Annotated in this window: 19 protein-coding genes; 16 read left to right on the top strand and 3 right to left on the bottom strand. The window is 63.4% G+C overall.

What is annotated here, in order from left to right; genetic code table 11:
* Window positions 1-11 precede the first annotated feature (11 nt).
* Window positions 12-1,004, top strand: coding sequence for a ParB N-terminal domain-containing protein (locus EK373_RS25210; protein WP_198683631.1), 993 nt, complete (start codon window positions 12-14; stop codon window positions 1,002-1,004).
* On the opposite strand, the gene EK373_RS25215 is transcribed toward EK373_RS25210, so the two are convergent.
* Entirely contained in the window at window positions 1,001-1,801 is an 801-nt protein-coding gene (locus EK373_RS25215) for a hypothetical protein (RefSeq protein WP_129647137.1), read from the bottom strand. The genes EK373_RS25210 and EK373_RS25215 overlap by 4 nt on opposite strands.
* A 193-nt stretch (window positions 1,802-1,994) precedes the next feature.
* Between EK373_RS25215 and EK373_RS25220 the strand changes: the two genes are divergently transcribed.
* From EK373_RS25220 to truD, 9 genes are all read left to right on the top strand, one after another.
* Window positions 1,995-2,957 (top strand): acetyl-CoA carboxylase carboxyltransferase subunit alpha, encoded by a 963-nt coding sequence (locus EK373_RS25220; RefSeq protein ID WP_129647139.1) that lies wholly within the window; start codon window positions 1,995-1,997, stop codon window positions 2,955-2,957.
* A 14-nt stretch (window positions 2,958-2,971) separates the two neighbouring features.
* The gene (gene tilS / locus EK373_RS25225; protein ID WP_129647141.1) at window positions 2,972-4,342 is read left to right on the top strand and encodes a tRNA lysidine(34) synthetase TilS; all 1,371 of its coding nucleotides are present in this window, start codon (window positions 2,972-2,974) and stop codon (window positions 4,340-4,342) included.
* Window positions 4,343-4,485: 143 nt separating this feature from the next.
* Window positions 4,486-6,147, top strand: coding sequence for a CTP synthase (locus EK373_RS25230; protein WP_129647143.1), 1,662 nt, complete (start codon window positions 4,486-4,488; stop codon window positions 6,145-6,147).
* 17 nt (window positions 6,148-6,164) lie between these two features.
* Complete coding sequence (gene kdsA / locus EK373_RS25235; protein ID WP_129647368.1) at window positions 6,165-6,998, top strand: 3-deoxy-8-phosphooctulonate synthase; 834 nt, start codon at window positions 6,165-6,167, stop codon at window positions 6,996-6,998.
* Window positions 6,995-8,287 carry a phosphopyruvate hydratase gene (gene eno / locus EK373_RS25240; protein WP_129647145.1) on the top strand — a complete coding sequence of 431 codons (1,293 nt, stop codon included), beginning with the start codon at window positions 6,995-6,997 and terminating at the stop codon, window positions 8,285-8,287. The genes kdsA and eno overlap by 4 nt, the downstream gene beginning before the upstream one ends.
* Window positions 8,288-8,301: 14 nt before the next feature.
* Window positions 8,302-8,697 (top strand): cell division protein FtsB, encoded by a 396-nt coding sequence (gene ftsB, locus EK373_RS25245; RefSeq protein WP_129647147.1) that lies wholly within the window; start codon window positions 8,302-8,304, stop codon window positions 8,695-8,697.
* A gap of 89 nt (window positions 8,698-8,786) precedes the next feature.
* Window positions 8,787-9,437, top strand: a complete 651-nt coding sequence (gene ispD, locus EK373_RS25250) for a 2-C-methyl-D-erythritol 4-phosphate cytidylyltransferase (protein WP_407676218.1) — start codon at window positions 8,787-8,789, stop codon at window positions 9,435-9,437.
* Entirely contained in the window at window positions 9,434-9,925 is a 492-nt protein-coding gene (gene ispF, locus EK373_RS25255; protein ID WP_129647151.1) for a 2-C-methyl-D-erythritol 2,4-cyclodiphosphate synthase, read from the top strand. Before ispD ends, ispF begins: the two co-directional genes overlap by 4 nt.
* A complete protein-coding gene (gene truD, locus EK373_RS25260) occupies window positions 9,922-10,974 on the top strand; it encodes a tRNA pseudouridine(13) synthase TruD (protein WP_129647153.1) in 1,053 nt (350 codons plus the stop codon). Before ispF ends, truD begins: the two co-directional genes overlap by 4 nt.
* 4 nt (window positions 10,975-10,978) lie before the next feature.
* Here the strand turns inward: truD and EK373_RS25265 are convergent, their stop codons facing one another.
* On the bottom strand, window positions 10,979-11,515 hold the full coding sequence (locus EK373_RS25265) for a Smr/MutS family protein (RefSeq protein WP_129647155.1): 537 nt from the start codon (window positions 11,513-11,515) through the stop codon (window positions 10,979-10,981).
* A 188-nt stretch (window positions 11,516-11,703) separates the two neighbouring features.
* Here EK373_RS25265 and surE point away from each other — a divergent pair, with 188 nt between their 5' ends.
* From surE to EK373_RS33855, 3 genes are all read left to right on the top strand, one after another.
* Window positions 11,704-12,471, top strand: a complete 768-nt coding sequence (gene surE, locus EK373_RS25270) for a 5'/3'-nucleotidase SurE (RefSeq protein WP_129647157.1) — start codon at window positions 11,704-11,706, stop codon at window positions 12,469-12,471.
* Window positions 12,468-13,169, top strand: coding sequence for a protein-L-isoaspartate(D-aspartate) O-methyltransferase (locus tag EK373_RS25275; RefSeq protein ID WP_129647159.1), 702 nt, complete (start codon window positions 12,468-12,470; stop codon window positions 13,167-13,169). Before surE ends, EK373_RS25275 begins: the two co-directional genes overlap by 4 nt.
* Before the next feature lie 353 nt (window positions 13,170-13,522).
* Window positions 13,523-13,888, top strand: coding sequence for a murein hydrolase activator EnvC family protein (locus EK373_RS33855; RefSeq protein WP_232831215.1), 366 nt, complete (start codon window positions 13,523-13,525; stop codon window positions 13,886-13,888).
* 348 nt (window positions 13,889-14,236) lie between these two features.
* Here the strand turns inward: EK373_RS33855 and EK373_RS25285 are convergent, their stop codons facing one another.
* Complete coding sequence (locus EK373_RS25285; RefSeq protein ID WP_129647163.1) at window positions 14,237-14,614, bottom strand: Mth938-like domain-containing protein; 378 nt, start codon at window positions 14,612-14,614, stop codon at window positions 14,237-14,239.
* Window positions 14,615-14,654: 40 nt separating this feature from the next.
* On the opposite strand from EK373_RS25285, the gene EK373_RS25290 reads away from it, so the two are divergent.
* From EK373_RS25290 to prfB, 3 genes are all read left to right on the top strand, one after another.
* Window positions 14,655-15,656 (top strand): hypothetical protein, encoded by a 1,002-nt coding sequence (locus tag EK373_RS25290; protein ID WP_129647165.1) that lies wholly within the window; start codon window positions 14,655-14,657, stop codon window positions 15,654-15,656.
* Window positions 15,650-17,389 (top strand): single-stranded-DNA-specific exonuclease RecJ, encoded by a 1,740-nt coding sequence (gene recJ, locus EK373_RS25295; RefSeq protein ID WP_232831216.1) that lies wholly within the window; start codon window positions 15,650-15,652, stop codon window positions 17,387-17,389. Before EK373_RS25290 ends, recJ begins: the two co-directional genes overlap by 7 nt.
* A 67-nt stretch (window positions 17,390-17,456) precedes the next feature.
* Window positions 17,457-18,552 (top strand): peptide chain release factor 2 gene (gene prfB / locus EK373_RS25300; RefSeq protein WP_129647167.1). Its coding sequence is split into 2 segments (ribosomal slippage): window positions 17,457-17,519 and window positions 17,521-18,552, totalling 1,095 coding nucleotides; the frame shifts between segments, so codons are not numbered across the junction.

Below are 18,552 nucleotides of genomic sequence, written 5' to 3' on the forward strand. Positions count from 1 at the left end.
AGGGAGTAGTCGTGGCGACCAAAAGCAAGACAACGGCCAAGCGTAAGCGAGCGCCCGCGAAGCGTAAGACACCGAAAAAAGCCGCGCCGCGCACGCGTGGCGTCATGCCCGCCGAATGTCGATTGGAGAATCTGCCGGCCGAAGCTGCGGCGGTCGCCGAGCGTATCGAGAGTGAGGGCGGCTACGTCATCGGCAGCTACTGCGAGCCGCTCGGCCGCAATCCGCTGCTGCTCGCGGCGCTACCCATCGACCAGGTCGAGCCCACGCCGTTTCAGCGCGACCTGTCCGATGCGCACTACAAGAAACTTTCCGGCGTCATCGATCGCACCGGTTTGTTTCTGGACCCGGTGATCGCCATCACCGCCCCGAAAGAAGGCTTCTGGACGCCGAATGGCCGGCACCGGCTCGAAGCCATGCGTCGGCTCGGCGCCAAGTCCATCATCGCGCTGGTCGTGCCGAAGCGCGAAATCGCCTGGCAGATCCTGGCGCTCAACACCGAGAAGGCGCACAACTTGCGCGAGCGGGCGCTCGAGGTGATTCGGATCTACAAAGGCTTGATCGAAGAAGATCCGCGCCGGCCCGAAAATGATTTCGCGTTTTATCTGGAAGAAGCCGCGCTGGTGACACTCGGCCTGTGCTACGAGCGCAAAGGCAACTTCGCAGGCGGTGCCTATCATCCCATCCTGCGGCGGCTCGAAGAGTTCTCCTCGGAGACGTTGCAGGCGTCGCTGAAGGTTCATCAGAAGTACGCCGACCAGCTGTTCGAGCTGGACGAGAAAGTGATGAGCGTCATCGAGAAGTTGAAAGAGCGCGGCCTGGTCAGCCCATACCTGCGCGCCTTCGTCGTCGCTCGTATCAATCCGCTGCGCTGGATCAAGGACGAGCCGCCGCCATTGCCGGAGGTGCTCAAGACCATGAAAGAGCGCCTGGCGAAATTCAACGTCGACAAAGTGAATCAGCAGGATCTCGCCAAGGCGGGCGGCGCGCCGGATGCCGAATCCTAGAGTTCAGGGTCGGGAGCAAACATTCCGTTTGGAAACGGATTGGGATCGTCTCGTTCAGCGTAGCGGCGTGAGTCCTGAATGACGCCGCGAGCGACCAGGTTTTTGCGCGAGTCGTAATAAATGACGATGGTCTCGCTCGGGACGTGTGAGGCGCGCTGAAAGTCGACGTACTCCGCGGGTGATGTTTCGCGATGACCATGGCCGGTGCCGAGGTCCTGCGGACTGCGCGCAAGAGATTCGTTCGCGGCAGGCGGTGCTTCGGCGCGCTCGGGCGCGCTTTGTGAAGTGACGCTGTCCCGGTCGTGATAGGGATGCGGACGGCAGCACGGGCGACGCTCCCGAAACACCGCCACTCCAATGACTCCCACATTCTCCGGCCGGCCGGTTCGCGCGGCGTACGAGTCCTTCAGTCGCGTGAAATAGAAGGTCGCGACTTCGTCCAGGCTTTTGCGCCAGCCGTCGATGTTCACGCCGTCCCAGGGATCGAGCACGTAGCCGGACTGCCGTTCGTCCGCGGTCTTGCCGGTGATGACATTCACGCCGTCGACGCTGGTGACCGCCAGCAGGCGTTCGCTGGTGCGATTATCGAGCCGCACCTCGTACTGATGCCCCGGCTCCCCAACGACATACAGCCGGTTCTCGTGAACGTGCACAGGCAGGGTGTAGCCGGCGGTCCGGTCGAAGATCTCGACGCCGGCCAGGCGGTAGATATAGGAGGGCGCATGGTCCCGCCCGGCAAGCGCCTGGAGCGGCATCGACAGGGCGACGAGCATCATGAGGGGCACGAACGGGCGCATATCAGCTCCGCTTGGGTGGCTGATGGGTGTAAACGGCACCGATGCGGCAACGGGGTCAACCGGGCGGGGACGGTAAGGTCGGCCGTGGCCGCCGTTCAGGCGGCGGGCCGCCTACGTGGAGCGGGCTCCAAGCTTGCCCTTCGCGCTGGCCCCCGCTATGTTCGCGCCTCCAAAGGATGAGGCAACTGTTTGCATGGCAATGAATTTCCTGGACTTCGAGCAGCCGATCGCCGAATTGGAGGCGAAGATCGACGAGCTCAAGTTCGTCTCCAGCGACGCCGAGGTGAATATCGGCGAGGAGATCGCTCGTCTGCGCGCCAAGAGCCGGGCGCTGACGACCAGCATCTTCTCCAACCTCAGCCAGTGGCAGATCGCGCAGCTGGCCCGTCATCCGCAGCGTCCGTACACGCTGGATTACATCAGCTCGATCTTCACCGATTTCCAGGAGCTGCACGGCGATCGCATGTATGCCGACGATCACGCCATCGTCGGCGGCGTGGCGCGGCTGGACGGCAGGCCGGTGATGATCATCGGGCAGCAAAAGGGCCGCGACACCAAGGAGCGCGTGCGCCGTAATTACGGCATGCCCAAGCCCGAGGGCTATCGCAAGGCGCTGCGCCTGATGCACATGGCCGAGCGCTTCCAGGTGCCCTTGATCACCTTCATCGACACCTCGGGCGCCTATCCCGGCGTCGGCGCCGAAGAGCGCGGCCAGAGCGAAGCGATCGCGCGCAACCTGTTCGAGATGTCGACCCTGCAAACCCCGATCATCAGCGTCGTAATCGGCGAGGGCGGCTCGGGCGGCGCGCTCGCCATCGGCGTCGGCGATCGTCTGCTGATGCTCCAATACAGCATTTACTCGGTGATCTCGCCCGAAGGCTGCGCCGGCATCCTGTGGCGTAGCGGCGATAAGAAGGATCTTGCTGCCGAAGCCATGGGCGTGAGCGCCGAGCGCATCGCCAAGCTCGGCGGTATCGTCGATGAAGTGTTGAGGGAGCCTCTGGGCGGCGCGCATCGCGATCCGCAGGCCATGGCCGATACGTTGAAGGACGCACTATTGCGTCATCTCAACGACCTGCAGGCCAAGCCGCTGGAGCAGTTGATGAAGGCGCGCGAACAGCGCCTGCGCGGCTACGGAGTTTATAGCGTCAGCTGACGGTGGCGTGGCTCATGTTCTCTCCACGTGAGCTGCAAGATCGAGTGCAAGGCAGAAGCGGGGGCAGGGCATTGCTGCCGCCCGACGCCGCCGTTTGTGTCGCTTTCAGCGGCGGGCTCGATTCCACGGTGTTGTTGCACTCGTTCGCTCGACTCGCGGCCGAGCCCAACAGCTATCGAGTGCGCGCCGTTCACATCGATCATGGACTGCACGCGGACTCGGTGCTGTGGCGGGATCACTGCGAACGTCAGGCACAGGCGCTGCAAGTTGAATTCACCTCCATGCGTGTCGCGGTCACAAGCATCGATGAGGTTGGTCTCGAGGCCGCTGCGCGTGCAGCTCGCTACGCTGCTTTCGCCAGAGAGCTGCGTCCTGGCGAGTATCTTTTAGTCGGCCATCACGCCGACGATCAGTTGGAAACCATGCTGCTCGCTTTGATGCGAGGCGCCGGCGTGCTGGGGCTCGGCGCGATGCAAGTGTTCGAGCCGTTCGCTCGCGGCGCGTTGCTCCGGCCGCTCTCGGATTTCACGAGAGCCGATCTGGAGAGGTGGGCGAGGGCAGAAGGACTGCACTGGCTTACCGATCCGTCCAACACCAACCTGGCGCTCGATCGCAACTTCGTCCGGCATCGAGTCGTCTCGGCGCTTCGCGAGCGATGGCCGGCCGCGGCTCAAACGGCGCTGCGCTCCTCGCAGCACTTGCAAGAAGCCTGGCGGGCGCTCGAGCAACTGGCGGCCATCGATGCCGAGCCAGCCATCGAGGGCGAATGTCTCAGCGTCGAGGCATTGAGTGCGCTCAATCCGGAGCGTCGCCGGAATCTGTTGCGATATTGGATCCGCCGCCGAGGTGCTCGTGCTCCTTCGACGCGCAAGCTGGCAGGCATGGAGCACGACATGCTGGCCGCGAGCGTGGATCGCGTGCCTTGTGTCGGCTGGGACGGGTGGGAAATGCGCCGCCATCGCGGCTGGCTCTATTGCGAGCAAAAGTTGCCGGCGTTCGATACCGAGCAGACGATGCAATGGCCTACCCACGCGCCCCTGCAACTGCCGGCGGGCCTCGGCTCGTTACGTATCTCTCCCGGAGAGCCGGGACGGCTCAGCGCTGCTAAGCTGCCCGCAACGTTGACTGTGCGCTTTCGCGAGGGCGGCGAGACGATTCAGCCCGTCGGTCACGCGATTCACCACAAGCTCAAGAAGCTGCTGCAAGCGTCGGCGGTCCTGCCGTGGTGGCGCGAGCGCCTGCCGCTCCTCTACGCCGGCAAGCAACTGATGGCTGTCGGCGATTTGTGGATCGCGGACGAGTTCGCCGCGCGCGACGGCGAGCCTGCGGTGTCGATCGTGTGGGAGCAGAAACCGACGATAGTCGGGCGCCACCCCAACGTATAGACGATTTCTATCCGTTCTCCGCTATCCGCGCGCAACGTATTGAGATACACTGCGCTCCCGTCGTGATTCATTGATGCGCCCATCTTCGACCAGGCGCGTCACGATCCAGATCCCACCCTTCTTGTTTGCGACGGTGCTTTACGATGACGCGTTTTATCTGTGTAACCGGCGGTGTTGTTTCCTCGCTGGGTAAAGGCATTGCCGCGGCTTCCCTGGGCGCCATTCTGGAATCGCGCGGCCTCAAGGTCAGCATGGTGAAGCTGGATCCGTACATCAACGTCGATCCGGGCACCATGAGCCCGTTCCAGCACGGCGAAGTGTTCGTGACCACCGACGGCTACGAGAGCGATCTCGACCTCGGCCACTACGAGCGCTTCGTACGCACCACGACTTCACGTAATTCGAACTTCACGACCGGGCGCATCTACGAGCGCGTGATCGCGAAGGAGCGTCGGGGCGACTACCTGGGCGCAACGGTGCAGGTCATTCCGCACATCACCGACGAAATCAAGCATTGCATCCGCATGGGCGCCGGCGACGCCGACATCTGCATGGTGGAGATCGGCGGCACGGTCGGCGACATCGAGTCGCTGCCGTTCCTCGAGGCGATTCGTCAGCTGGGCGTCGAGCTCGGCCGCAACAACGTGCTCTACATGCACCTGACCCTGATCCCGTACATCCCGAGCTCGGGCGAGATCAAGACCAAGCCGACCCAGCACTCGGTGAAGGAGCTGCGCTCCATCGGCATCCAGCCCGACATCCTGGTGTGCCGTTCGCAGAATGCAGTGCCGGCCGAGCACCGGCGTAAGATCGCGCTGTTCACGAACGTGGAAGAGCGCGCCGTCATCACCGCGGTGGACGCGGACGACCTTTACAAAATCCCGCAGCTGCTGCACGAAGAAGGCCTGGACGACATCGTGGTCGACAAGCTGCGCCTCGATGTGCCGCCAGCCGATCTGACCGAGTGGAAGCAGGTCGTGAACGCCAAGGCCAATCCGGAGGCGAAGGTTACGATCGCGATGGTCGGCAAGTACGTCAACCTGCGTGACTCTTATATCTCGTTGACCGAAGCGCTGACGCATGCCGGCGTGCGCACCCGGACGCGAGTCAACATACAGTTCGTCGAAGCGACGGACGTGGAGAAGCACGGCACCGGTTGCCTCGAAGGCGTCGACGCCATCCTGGTGCCGGGCGGCTTCGGCGAGCGCGGTGTCGAAGGCAAGATCGCGGCGATCAAGTTTGCCCGCGAGCGCCAGATTCCTTACCTCGGCATCTGCCTGGGCATGCAGCTGGCGATCATCGAGTTCGCTCGCAACATCGCGGGCCTGCAGGGCGCGCATTCAACGGAATTCAACCGGGGCGCTCCGCATCCGGTCATCGCACTCATCACCGAGTGGCAGGACGAGAAGGGCAACGTCGAGCAGCGCACCGAGAAGTCGGACATGGGCGGCACCATGCGCCTGGGCGCGCAGGAAGCGAGGCTGTCGCACGGCTCGAAGGCGCACCAGATCTATGGCTCGGACACGGTGATGGAGCGTCATCGCCATCGTTACGAGTTCAACAACCGTTATTTGCAGAAGCTGATGAACGCGGGCCTGCGCTTCTCCGGCTTCTCGCGCGACGGGCTGGTGGAAATGATCGAGCTGCCGTCGCATCCGTTCTTCGTGGCGAGCCAGTTCCATCCGGAATTCCGCTCCACGCCGCGTGACGGTCATCCGCTGTTCTCCGGCTTCGTGAAGGCTGCGCGCGCTTATCACCAGAGCCAGCAGCCCGAAGAGAAGCGCGTCGCTGTCGGCGGCGCCTGAAGAGAGATTTGAAGACGATGCGACTGCTGAACTTCGACGTCGGGCCGGACAAGCCGTTTTTCCTGATTGCCGGCCCCTGCGTCATCGAGAGCGAACAACTGAATATCGACGTCGCCGGCAAGCTCAAGGAGCTGACCGCGCGCTTGAACGTGCCGTTCATCTTCAAGTCGTCGTTCGACAAAGCGAACCGTTCGTCCGTGAAGAGCTTCCGTGGCCCGGGCATGGAAGAGGGGCTGCGCATTCTGTCCGAGGTGAAGAAACAGCTCGGCGTGCCCGTGCTCACCGACGTGCACGAGGACACGCCGTTCGCTGAAGTCGCCTCGGTCGTCGATGTGATGCAGACGCCGGCATTCCTGGCCCGCCAGACCAATTTCATCGTGAGCGTCTGCTCGCACAATCGACCCGTCAACATCAAGAAGGGCCAGTTCCTGTCGCCCTGGGAAATGGGCAACGTGGTCGAGAAGGCGCGCTCCACCGGCAATCAGCAGATCATGGTGTGCGAGCGCGGCTTCACGTTCGGTTACAACAATCTGGTCTCCGACATGCGCTCGCTGTCGGTGATGCGTGAGACCGGCGCGCCAGTCGTGTTCGATGCGACTCACTCGGTGCAATTGCCGGGCGGCAAGGGCACGTCGTCCGGCGGTCAGCGCGAGTTCGTGCCGGTGCTGGCGCGCGCTGCAGTGGCAGCGGGCGTCTCCGGATTGTTCATGGAAACGCATCCCGATCCCGCCAAAGCTTTGTCCGATGGCCCGAACGCCTGGCCGCTGGCGCGCATGGAAGCGTTGCTGACAACACTTAAAGAATTGGACCAAGCCGTGAAGTCACGGCCATACGAGGAAAGTTTGTTATGAGCAAGATCGTCGACATCCGCGGCCGCGAGATCATCGATTCGCGCGGCAATCCGACCGTGGAGGCCGATGTATATCTGGATTCCGGCGCGGTGGGTCGCGCTGCAGTCCCGTCCGGTGCTTCGACCGGTGCGCGTGAAGCCATCGAACTGCGCGATGGCGATAAATCGCGTTACCTCGGCAAGGGCGTGCTCAAGGCGGTCGCCAATGTGAATGGCGAGATCAAGAAGCTGCTGGTGGGCCGCGATGCCGGCGACCAGGCCGCGATCGACCAGGCCATGATCCAGCTCGACGGCACCGAGACCAAGTCGCGCCTGGGCGCGAATGCCTTGCTCGCCGTCTCGATGGCCAACGCGCACGCGATGGCGAAAGAAACCAGACAATCGTTGTTCCGTCGCCTGGGCACGTCGAAGACGCTGCCGGTGCCGATGATGAACATCATCAACGGCGGCGCGCACGCCGACAACAGCGTCGACATCCAGGAGTTCATGATTCTCCCCGTCGGCGCACCGTCGCTGTCCGAAGCGCTGCGCTATGGCGCGGAAATCTTCCATACGCTCAAGAAAGTCCTGCACGAGCGCAAGCTCGCGACCTCGGTGGGCGACGAAGGCGGCTTCGCACCCGACCTGCCGTCGAACGAAGCGGCGCTGGAAACCATTCTCGAAGCCATCGATCGCGCCGGCTACAAGGCCGGCAAGCAGATCTTCCTCGGCCTGGACGTGGCCAGCACCGAGTTCTTCAAGGACGGCATCTATCACCTCGAGTCCGAGAATCGTAAGTTCAACTCGAAGCAGTTCGCCGATTACCTCGAAGGCCTGGTGGGCCGCTATCCCATCGTCACCATCGAAGATGGCATGAGCGAGGACGATTGGGACGGCTGGGCGCACTTGACGCAGCGGCTCGGCAAGAAGGTGCAGCTGGTCGGTGACGACCTGTTCGTCACCAACACCAAGTTCCTGAAGCAGGGCATCGAGAAGCACATCGCCAACGCCATCCTGATCAAGGTCAATCAGATCGGCACGCTGACCGAGACCGTGGCCGCCATCGACATGGCGGTGGACGCGGGTTATGCGGCCGTGGTGTCGCACCGCTCGGGCGAGACCGAGGACGCGACGATCGCCGATATCGCCGTTGCGACGCGCGCCACGCAGATCAAGACGGGCTCGATGTCGCGTTCGGATCGCATCGCGAAGTACAACCAGCTGCTGCGTATCGAGCAGGAGCTGGGCAGCGAAGCGAAGTACGCCGGCATCGAAGCGCTGCCGGTGCCGCCGCCTGGCATGTCGTGCTGATCTGATCGACGCGCATGAAGATTCTCGCCGCCGCCTTGGTCATCGTTCTGGTGCTGTTGCAGTACCGGTTGTGGCTGGGCGACGGCGGCATGCGTGAGGTCTATCAGTTGCGCGCCGATATCGAGAAGCAGCGCGAGGTGAACCGCGAGCTCAAGGAGCGCAATCGCACGCTGGCGGCGGAAGTGCAGGACCTGAAGAAGGGCACGGTCGCCATCGAGGAGCGGGCGCGCACCGATCTCGGCATGGTCGGTCGTGGCGAGACCTTCTACCAGGTGGTGGAGCCCAAGCCGACCGTTCATCCTGCGACGCCGGCGGCGCCGCCCAGCGAATCGGAAGAGAGCGGCAGTGGCAGCTCGCGCGGCAACAGCCCTGCCAGCGTCATTCAGGCTCGCACGCCGAACAAACACTAGCGCCCGATCCTTGGCTCGGGTGACTGAGGTTCCTTTTAGTGGATAAGAGGTTCTGGGTCGTCGTGCCCGCGGCTGGCAGTGCTCGCCGTATGGGTGCCGCCGTGCCCAAGCAATACCTGCCGCTCGCCGGCCGCACTGTGATCGAGTGGTCGCTCGCGCCGTTCCTGGCGCAGGCGCGCACCGCTGCGATTGTGGTCGTGCTTGCTGAACAGGATCAGCGCTGGCCGCAGATCGCCGTTGCAGGCGATACGAAGATCGCTACGACAATCGGTGGCGCGGAGCGCATGGACTCGGTGCTAGCTGGCTTGCGAGCGTTGCAGGACCGCGCAGCACCGGATGATTGGGTGCTCGTGCACGATGCGGCGAGACCGTGTCTGTCGGTCGGCGACCTCGATCGCTTGCTGAACGAATTGAGCAACGACGACGTGGGCGGATTGCTCGCCGCGCCGGTCGTGGATACGTTGAAACGCGCCGATGACGGCGGGCGGGTCGTGCAAACTGTGGCCAGAGAGAAACTCTGGCGTGCACTCACGCCGCAAATGTTTCGTCATGACCTCTTGCGCAGGGCATTGCAGAGTGCGCTGGCGAAAGGAACAGCCGTGACCGATGAGGCTCAGGCGGTCGAAGCGCTGGGGGTGCAACCGAAGCTGGTTGCAGGCGATGCCGACAACATCAAGATCACGTTGCCCGAAGACTTGCCGCGTGCCGAGCGCATTTTGAAATCACGGAGCGCCACATGACTTGCCAACTTCGTATCGGGCAGGGGTACGACGTTCATGCGTTCACTGCCGGCGATCACGTGACGCTCGGCGGCGAAAAGATTCCACATACTCACGGCATCCTCGCGCATTCGGACGGCGACGTGTTGCTGCACGCGATCTGCGATGCATTGCTCGGTGCGGCCGGCCTCGGCGATATCGGCATGCACTTTCCAGACACCGATCCGCGCTGGAAAGGCGCAGACAGCCGAGCGTTCGTGCGCCACGTCCGAGACTTGCTCAAGGTGAGAGACTACGTGGTCGTCAACGTCGATACGACCGTCATTTGCGAAGCGCCGCGTCTGGGCAAATATCGCGAGGCGATGCGGTCCAACATTGCCGCCGATCTCGGCATCAATATCACTCGCGTGAACATCAAGGCCACGACCAGCGAAAAGATGGGCTTCATCGGCCGTGCCGAAGGCCTTGCGTGTCAGGCCATCGCACTGATCGAGCATATCTCCGGATGAATTTCGTCGACCTCATGAATCTGCCCTGCGCCCACGGCGGGCCGGCTGGCAGTGCGCGCTTGCGTGTCGCGCCGGAAGATTTCGTCGTGCGCGAATGGCTCGGCTTCGACGCGGACGGCGAGGGCGATCATCTGCTGTTGAAAGTCCGCAAGCGCGGTGCGAACACGATGTGGGTCGCCAAGCAGCTGGCGCGCGTCGGCAAGATACATCCGCGCGATGTCGGCTTTGCGGGCTTGAAGGATCGCGATGCGGTCGCCGAGCAGGCATTCACCGTGCCGGGCCGCTCGGCGGTTCCCAATTGGCTCGGTGTCACTGGCGACGGCTTCGAAGTCATCGGCGCGGAACGCACGCGACGCAAACTGAAGCGGGGCGCGCTGAAGGGCAACGATTTCGAGATCGTGCTGCGCGAGTTCTCCGGCGATGCGGCGCTGCTCGAGCAGCGGCTGCAAACACTGGCAACCGCGGGTGCGCCGAATTATTTCGGTCCGCAGCGCTTTGGCCACAATGGCTCGAATATCTCCAGTGCGGTTGCGTGGTTCGAGGGTGGGCCGGCGCCGGAGCGAATGGAACGTGGCTTCGCACTGTCAGCAGCACGCTCGGTGATTTTCAATGCAGTGCTCGCCGAGCGGCTCAATGCCGGCACTTGGAATCAGTTGCTCGATGGCGATGTGGTGAACCTGAACGGCAGCGGCAGTTTTTTTCTTGCCGAAGTCGTCGACGACACGCTGCGTGAGCGTTGCCAGCGACTCGATGTGCATCCCACCGGGCCGATGTGGCACGGCGATTCGTTGCTATCGAAGGGCGCGGTTGCGAGTCTCGAGATCGAGACCGCACAGCGATTCGCGGTACTGGCCGCCGGCCTGGCGAAAGCGAAAATGGAGCCTGAACGCCGGCCGCTGCGCGTGCCGGTGAGAGAGTTGCAATGGCGTATCGAGGGGGCGGACGTGCATCTGCAATTTCGATTGCAGCGAGGCTCGTTCGCGACCGCCGTGCTGCATGAGTTGATCGGCAACGCGTTCCAGGCCGAGACGCCCGAAGCAGATGTTTGATCGCTCACTTCACTCGCAGCAGCACGTAGACGGCGCCGCTGCCGCCGTCCACCTGTCGGGCCGAGCCAAAGGCCTGGATGTTGTCGATCCGTTGCAGCCATTGGTTGACGACGTTCTTCAGCACCGGGCCACGCGGTCCGGAGCCACGGCCCTTGCCGTGAATGATACGAACGCAGCTCATGCGCCGGGTCACGGCTTCAGTGAGGAACTCGCGCATGGCCGCCTTGGCTTCGGCGCCGGTCATGCCGTGCAGGTCGAGCTCGGCGTCGACGGTGTAGTGGCCCCGGCGGAGTTTCACCAGCACCGATTCGGGAATATGCGGCCGGCGGAAGCTGAGCTCGTCTCCGGTCGCGAGCATGGCCTCATCGCTCGGCGGGAGCAGGCTTTCCCTCAACACCTCTTGCTGATCTGCCCGAGTAAAGCGCGCTCGAGGCGGCGGTTTGGGCGCGGGCGGTGCGCGCTTGCTGGTGTCACGCAACCGGCGTACGTCGCGCATCGCCTCCCGAAAGGTCTGGCTGTCATGATCCGGATCGTCGCTCACCTCGGCGTCACCTCAAGCAGCCATCCCTGGAGCGTTGGCCAGCCAGTACGTCCGTGTACTGTCGTTCGCCCGGTTCGAGGCGACGTTAGGTCGCCTCGAAAAGGCATCCGAGCTCACCCAGGCGTCGGCCTCATGAAGTCGACGCGACATTTCCAGTATAGTTCCGCGCCGCCCACTTTCATGAATTCATGAAGATTCTTCTCAGCAACGACGACGGTTACCGCGCCGAGGGCCTGCGTGCCCTCGATGAAGCGCTCACGCCGCTTGCCGACATAACTGTGGTCGCGCCCGACCGCAACCGCAGCGGTGCCAGTAACTCACTGACGCTGGACGTGCCGTTGCGCGTGATGCCGTTCGGCCAGCGCCGCTTCCTGGTGGTCAACGGCACGCCGACGGATTGCGTGCACCTGGCCGTCTCGGGGTTGTTCGAAGGCGAGGACGATCACGACATGGTGGTCTCCGGCATCAACGACGGCCCCAATCTGGGCGATGACGTCATCTACTCCGGCACAGTCGCCGCCGCCGTCGAGGGACGTTTTCTGGGGTTACCTGCGATGGCGGTGTCGCTGGTCATTCAGCCAGACTCGGGCGTGCACTACGAGACGGCGGGGCGCGTCGCTGCCGAGTTGGTGATGCGCATTCAGCGTTCGCCGCTGCACCAGGCGACCATTCTGAACGTGAACGTCCCGGATGTTCCCTACGATCAGTTGCGCGGCTACCAGGCGACACGGCTGGGCTTCCGCCATCGCTCCGATCCCATCGTGAAGATGGCCGATCCGCGCGGACGTCCTGTGTATTGGGTCGGTCCGGCCGGCGGCAGTCAGGATGCGGGCCCAGGCACCGACTTCCATGCGGTCGCGAATAATTATGTTTCGGTGACGCCGCTGCAGATCGACCTGACGCGCCACTCGATGCTCGACGACATGCGCAACTGGCTGCAGGGGCGGCCTGAATGAAGCCACCCGCGCCGCCGAGAAACAACAGCGGGAATCGTGCCGGCATCGGCATGACGTCGGCGCGCACGCGCGAACGTTTGGTTCAGCGTCTGCGCGATCAAGGCATCGCCAATGCAGCGGTGCTCGATCAGATCCGCAACGTGCCGCGTCACTTGTTCGTCGATGAAGCGCTCGCGACGCGTGCATACGAAGATACAGCGCTGCCTATCGGGCACGGCCAGACCATCTCACAACCATTCGTCGTCGCTCGCATGACGGAAGCGATGATCGAAGCGGGCACGCCGGGCAAGGTGCTGGAGATCGGCACCGGCTGCGGTTATCAAACAGCTGTGATGTCGCCGCTGGTTCGGTTCATCTACAGCATCGAGCGCATCGGCGCCTTGCAGGAGCGCGCGCGGCAGCGGTTGCGGGAACTGAATATCTCCAATGTCCATTTACGTCACGGCGACGGTTTTCAGGGCTGGAGCGGGCACGCGCCTTATGACGCCATTCTGATGGCGGCCGCGCCGCTCGCGATTCCGGACGTATTGTTTCAACAGCTGGCGCCGGGTGGCCGGTTGATCGCGCCGGTCGGGCCGGAAGGCCGCCAGCAATTGGTGCGCATCACGCGCCGTGTCGATGAACGCCGCGGCGACGAATTTCACAAGGAGACACTCGGGTTGGTCAGTTTCGTGCCGCTGCTCAAGGGTCTGAACTGATTTCCGTGTGGCGCCTGCGGCTCGCGCCATGCTTGATCGCGCTGGCCCTGCTGGCGGGCTGCGCGTCAAATCCGGAACGTACCGGGACCTATACCGTCAAGCGCGGCGACACCCTGTACTCCATCGCGTTTCGTCACAAGCTCGATTACAAAGACCTGGCGCGGTGGAATCGCATCGGTCGGGATTATGTGATTTATCCAGGCCAGACGTTGCGGCTCTCCGCCCCTGGCAGAGGCGCGCGCACCGCTTCTCCCGCACCAAAAGCAGGGACCTCATCACGTAGAGCGACACCACCGAAGGCGCGACCCACACCATCTGCTCCGCGACGGCCCGCGATTCCCTCCGGTCCGCCCGTGAAGTGGCAATGGCCAGTGGGCGATGGGACCGCCACGCTCACATCGCGTCCTAACGGCGGCAACGGGCTGATGATCGTGGGGAAGCTCGGCCAGGACGTGCGCGCCGCTGGCCCTGGCCGCGTCGTTTATACGGGCTCCGGGCTGTTGGGTTATGGCCAGTTGATCATCGTTAAGCACAACGAAACGTATTTGAGCGCCTACGGACATCTGCAGTCGGTGCTGACCGAGGAAGGCGCTGCTGTCACCGCAGGACAGCGCATCGCGACCATGGGCAACGGGCCGCAGGGCTCGCCGCAGCTTTATTTCGAGATCCGGATCAACGGCACGCCGGGCAATCCGCTGACATTGCTGCCGCAACGGTGAGCGGCAAACGCGTCGCAGGCGCTGGCCCGATCATTGCAGTCGAGATGAGGCTTTGGCCCCCGGGGTTTTCGCGAAGCGAACAAGGGTTGCGCATTGCGCGATCGTGTGTCTAAATCCGCCCCCAACGTGTCGTCGGTAATACCACCCAGCCGGGTGACGGGGAGAAGACGCGGGGGCGGAGGGGGATTCGAGGAAACAGCGCGAAGAAGAACAAAAGCAAAAGAAAAAGAATATTCCGTCAGGCGACGACTCCAGTGGAGCAGCCAGGCGAGTTGGGTCGAACGATCTTCAGTCCCTCGCGTCTTCTCCCGGTCACCTTGGCTATCAGGGTGACCGGGAGAATGTTCTTCAGCTGTTCTTGAGCAGCAGCGCCGCTACGACGGGGCGTCCCTCGCTCGCGAGAATGTTATAGGTGCGGCACGCCGCGCCCGTATCCATCACTTCACAACCGATGCCTCGCGACATCACTGCGCCCAGCACTTCGGGCGCGGGGAATTCCTGCTTCGGCCCCGAGCCGATGACGATCACTTCGGGCTGCATCGCCAGCGCCGGTTGCAGATCGTCGAGCGTCAACTCGGCGACGCTCTGCGGCCGCCAGTCGCTCACGATCTGATCCGCTTTCACCAGGCAGCTGCCGCGTATCACGGACTCGCCGATGCGCACCTCGCCGGGGGCGTAGGAGCGGATCAAGTTGATGCCAGCAATTTTCTCGTCGGTGAGTTTCATTCGGCTACCATAGCGCAGGTCGCAAGCCGCTGCGCTGAAGATGTTGAAGACGCTGACTTTGATCGTTTCTGGCCTGAATCCCTTACGCGCGGGAGGCGAGGCCGGCGCCACTCAGTGGCCACAACTCGCGCGTCTCGCCGGCCGTGGTTCGGTGAGCAAGCGACCGATCGATGCCCGCCAGGATGCATTGCATGCGGCCATCCTCGACGCACTTCAACTGCACGATGTTGCCGATAAGTATCCGAGTGCCGCGGTCGTGCGTACCGGTCTTACTGGTGAGCGAGCCGGCGGTTTCTGGCTGCGCGCGCAGCCTATACACTTCGCCGCGGGTTTGGATCGACTGACGACGGTGCCTCTGCACGGTCAAGCGCGCATGAGCATTGCTGAACGCAATTCGTTGGCGCCGACGTTCGCCGATCATCTACAGTCCACCGGCTTCGAGCTGCACGACGGCGCCGACGGCGAATGGCTCCTGCGCAGCGAAGCGCCGTTGCAAGTGCAGACGGTCACTCCCGAGTTTGCTGCTGCAAATCCGGCGGAACACATCCTGCCGAGCGGGCGCGACGCGGGCGGGCTGCGGCGTTTGATGACCGAGCTGCAAATGTTGTTACACGAGCATCCGGTCAACTCGCAGCGTCAGCTGCGAGGCTTGCCGGCGCTGAATGCGATCTGGTTGCACGGGGAAGGAATGTTGAGTGACGTAAGCGCACACGCAAGTGCACAGGCACTGCCGGTTGGCTGCGGCGATGATGTTTATTTGCGTGGCATCTATCGGCTGCACGATCGGCCGGTGCAGCCGCAGCCGGCGGATGCAGCTTCGCTGCTCTCTCGAATCAGCGGACCGACGCTGGCTTGCATCGATGAAGGTCGTGTCGAGGCGCTCGAAGGACAGTGGCTTGCACCGCTGAGTCGCGCCTTGATGAGCGGCGCGATCGCCCGGCTCACCGTGATGTTCGACGGCTGGCAGGTCATCACCGACCGCGCTGCCATGTTCAAGCTGTGGCGTCGTGATTTGCAGCCGGCGAATTGGGCCGCATGTTGAATCGCACTATTCGTCGCCGCGAGGCGGGTGGGGCGATGGCGCTGCCCGGCGATCTGCACCCCTTGCTGAAACGCCTGTATGCCAATCGAGGCGTGAACGTCGCCGACGATCTCGATCTGGGCCTGGCGCGCTTGATCCCGGTCACTCGCCTCGGTGGCATCGAAGCCGCGGTCGATTTGCTCTGCGACCACTTTGGTCGCGGCAGTCGCATCGTGATCGTCGGAGATTTCGATGCCGACGGCGCGACCAGCACCGCGCTGGTGGTGCGTCAGATGCGCGGGCTCGGGTTCAAGCAAGTCGACTTCCTGGTGCCCAATCGGTTTCAGTACGGCTACGGCCTGACGCCGGAGATCGTGCGGCTCGCCGCGGAAATGAAACCCGGGCTGATCGTGACCGTCGATAACGGCATCTCCAGTCATGCCGGCGTGGCCATGGCCACTTCGCTCGGTATCCAGACGTTGATTACCGATCATCACTTGTCGCCCGCGACAGTACCGGCCGCGGACGCGATCGTGAACCCCAATGCGCCGGGCGATATGTTTCCAAGCAAGGCGCTGGCCGGTGTCGGCGTAGCGTTTTATCTCATGGCCGCACTCACGAGGGCCATGCAGGAGCGCGGCTTGTGCACCAATCCGCCGGCGGTCACCGAGTTGCTCGATCTCGTCGCACTCGGCACGGTTGCGGATCTCGTGCCGCTCGATAGAAACAATCGCGTCCTGGTTCATCAGGGCTTGCGCCGCATCCGCGCGGGTCGATGTGTTGCGGGCATTCACGCGCTGGTCGAGGCGGCGGGTTGCATTCCATCGCAAGTGGTCGCCGCTCATCTCGGATTCCAGATCGGCCCGCGCTTGAACGCGGCCGGCCGGCTCGACGACATGTCGATCGGCATTCAATGTTTGCTGACCGACGATCCCAACATGGCCCGCCTGCTGGCGGCCCGGCTGACGCAGTTGAACAGCGATCGCAAGGAGCTCGAGCTGCAAATGCAGCAGGAAGCGCTGCTGGCGATCGCCGACATGCGCGCCGAAGATCCGCAGCTGCCGCTCGGCCTTTGTTTGTTCGATGAATCGTGGCACCAGGGTGTGGTGGGCCTGGTCGCCTCGCGCGTCAAGGAGCGGGTCAACCGTCCGGTCATTGCGCTGGCTCGTGCTGATGCAAACACGTTGAAGGGCTCGGCGCGCTCGATCTCCGGCGTGCACATTCGCGATGTGCTCGACGCCGTCGCGACTCGCCATCCGGGGTTGATCGAAAAGTTCGGCGGCCACGCGATGGCGGCGGGGCTGACGTTGCCGGCCGCGACGCTCGATACGTTCCGAGCCGAGTTCGACGCCGAAGTGCGCCGCTGGATGAGCATCGACGACACCATCGGCATCGTGCATTCCGACGGCAGCCTGCAGCACGACGAGCTGACGCTGGACGTCGCACGGCTGCTGCAACAGGCCGGCCCATGGGGCCAGAACTTCCCCGAGCCGATGTTCGATGGCTGCTTCGAGGTGCGCAACGTACGCATTCTGGGCGAGCGTCACTTGAAGCTGGAGGTGCGGAGCGTGTCGCGCGATGGGCCGCTGGGCAGCAGCAGCTGCGAGGCCATCGCGTTCCGCCACTTCGATCACGACGATGCGCCGCACGTCGAACCCGATTCCCGGGTGGAGCTGGCCTTCCGGCTGGACGTGAACCGGTACAACGGCTCGGAGCGCCTGCAGCTGGTCGTGGAGTATTTGCGGGTCCTTTGAGCGTCCGATTTTGCTAGGATCCGCCTTCCGCAATTGAATTGCCCGCGACTGAAGCCACGCTCAAGACATGGAAACCAATCCCATCCGCCGTTCCATCGAAGACCTCACCGAGCGCGGCGGGGCGCTCAGGAGGTTTCTTTGACTACGACACCAAGAGCGAGCGTCTCGCGGAAGTAAGCCGCGAGCTGGAAGATCCTGCCATCTGGAATACGCCCGACCGCGCCCAGGAGCTCGGTAAGGAGCGCGCGCGCCTGGAGCAAATCGTCGGCACCCTGGATAAGGTGACCAACGGCGTGAAGGATGCCGAGGAGCTGCTGGAACTGGCCATCGCCGAGAACGAGCCATCAGCGATCGCCGATGTCGAGCGCGACCTCGCCGCCATCGATGCGCAGCTGAAGAAGCTGGAATTCCAGCGCATGTTCCCGGGCGAGATGGATCCGCACAGCTGCTTCTTGGACATCCAGGCGGGCGCCGGCGGCACCGAGGCGCAGGACTGGGCCAGCATGCTCATGCGCATGTACCTGCGCTGGGGCGATCAACGCGGTTTCAAGACCGAGGTCGAAGAGGTGAGCGACGGCGAAGTCGCCGGCATCAAGAGCTGCACCATCAACTTCACCGGCGAGTATGCCTACGGCTGGCTGCGCACCGAGACCGGAGTGCATCGCCTGGTGCGCAAGTCGCCGTTCGACTCGAACGCGCGCCGGCACACGTCGTTTGCGTCGGTGTTCGTCTCGCCCGAAGTCGATGACAACATCAAGATCGACATCAACCCCGCGGACCTGAAGACCGACGTGTATCGCTCCAGCGGCGCCGGCGGTCAGCACGTCAACAAGACCGAATCGGCCGTGCGTATCACGCACATGCCCACCGGTATCGTGGTGGCCTGCCAGGCCGAGCGCAGCCAGCACAAGAATCGCGACAAGGCGATGAAGATGCTGAAGGCCAAGCTCTACGAGCTGGAAGTGAACAAGCGCAACGCCGCCGCCAAGGTGCTCGAGGACGCCAAGTCCGATGTGAGCTGGGGCAACCAGATTCGTTCGTACGTGCTGGATCAGTCGCGCATCAAAGATCTGCGCACCAACGTGGAAATCGGCGCCACCGACAAGGTGCTCGATGGCGATCTCGATCCGTTCCTGGAAGCGAGCCTGAAGCAGGGGCTATAA

The sequence above is a fragment of the Peristeroidobacter agariperforans genome, assembly GCF_004138335.1.
Classification (GTDB): Bacteria; Pseudomonadota; Gammaproteobacteria; order Steroidobacterales; family Steroidobacteraceae; genus Steroidobacter; species Steroidobacter agariperforans.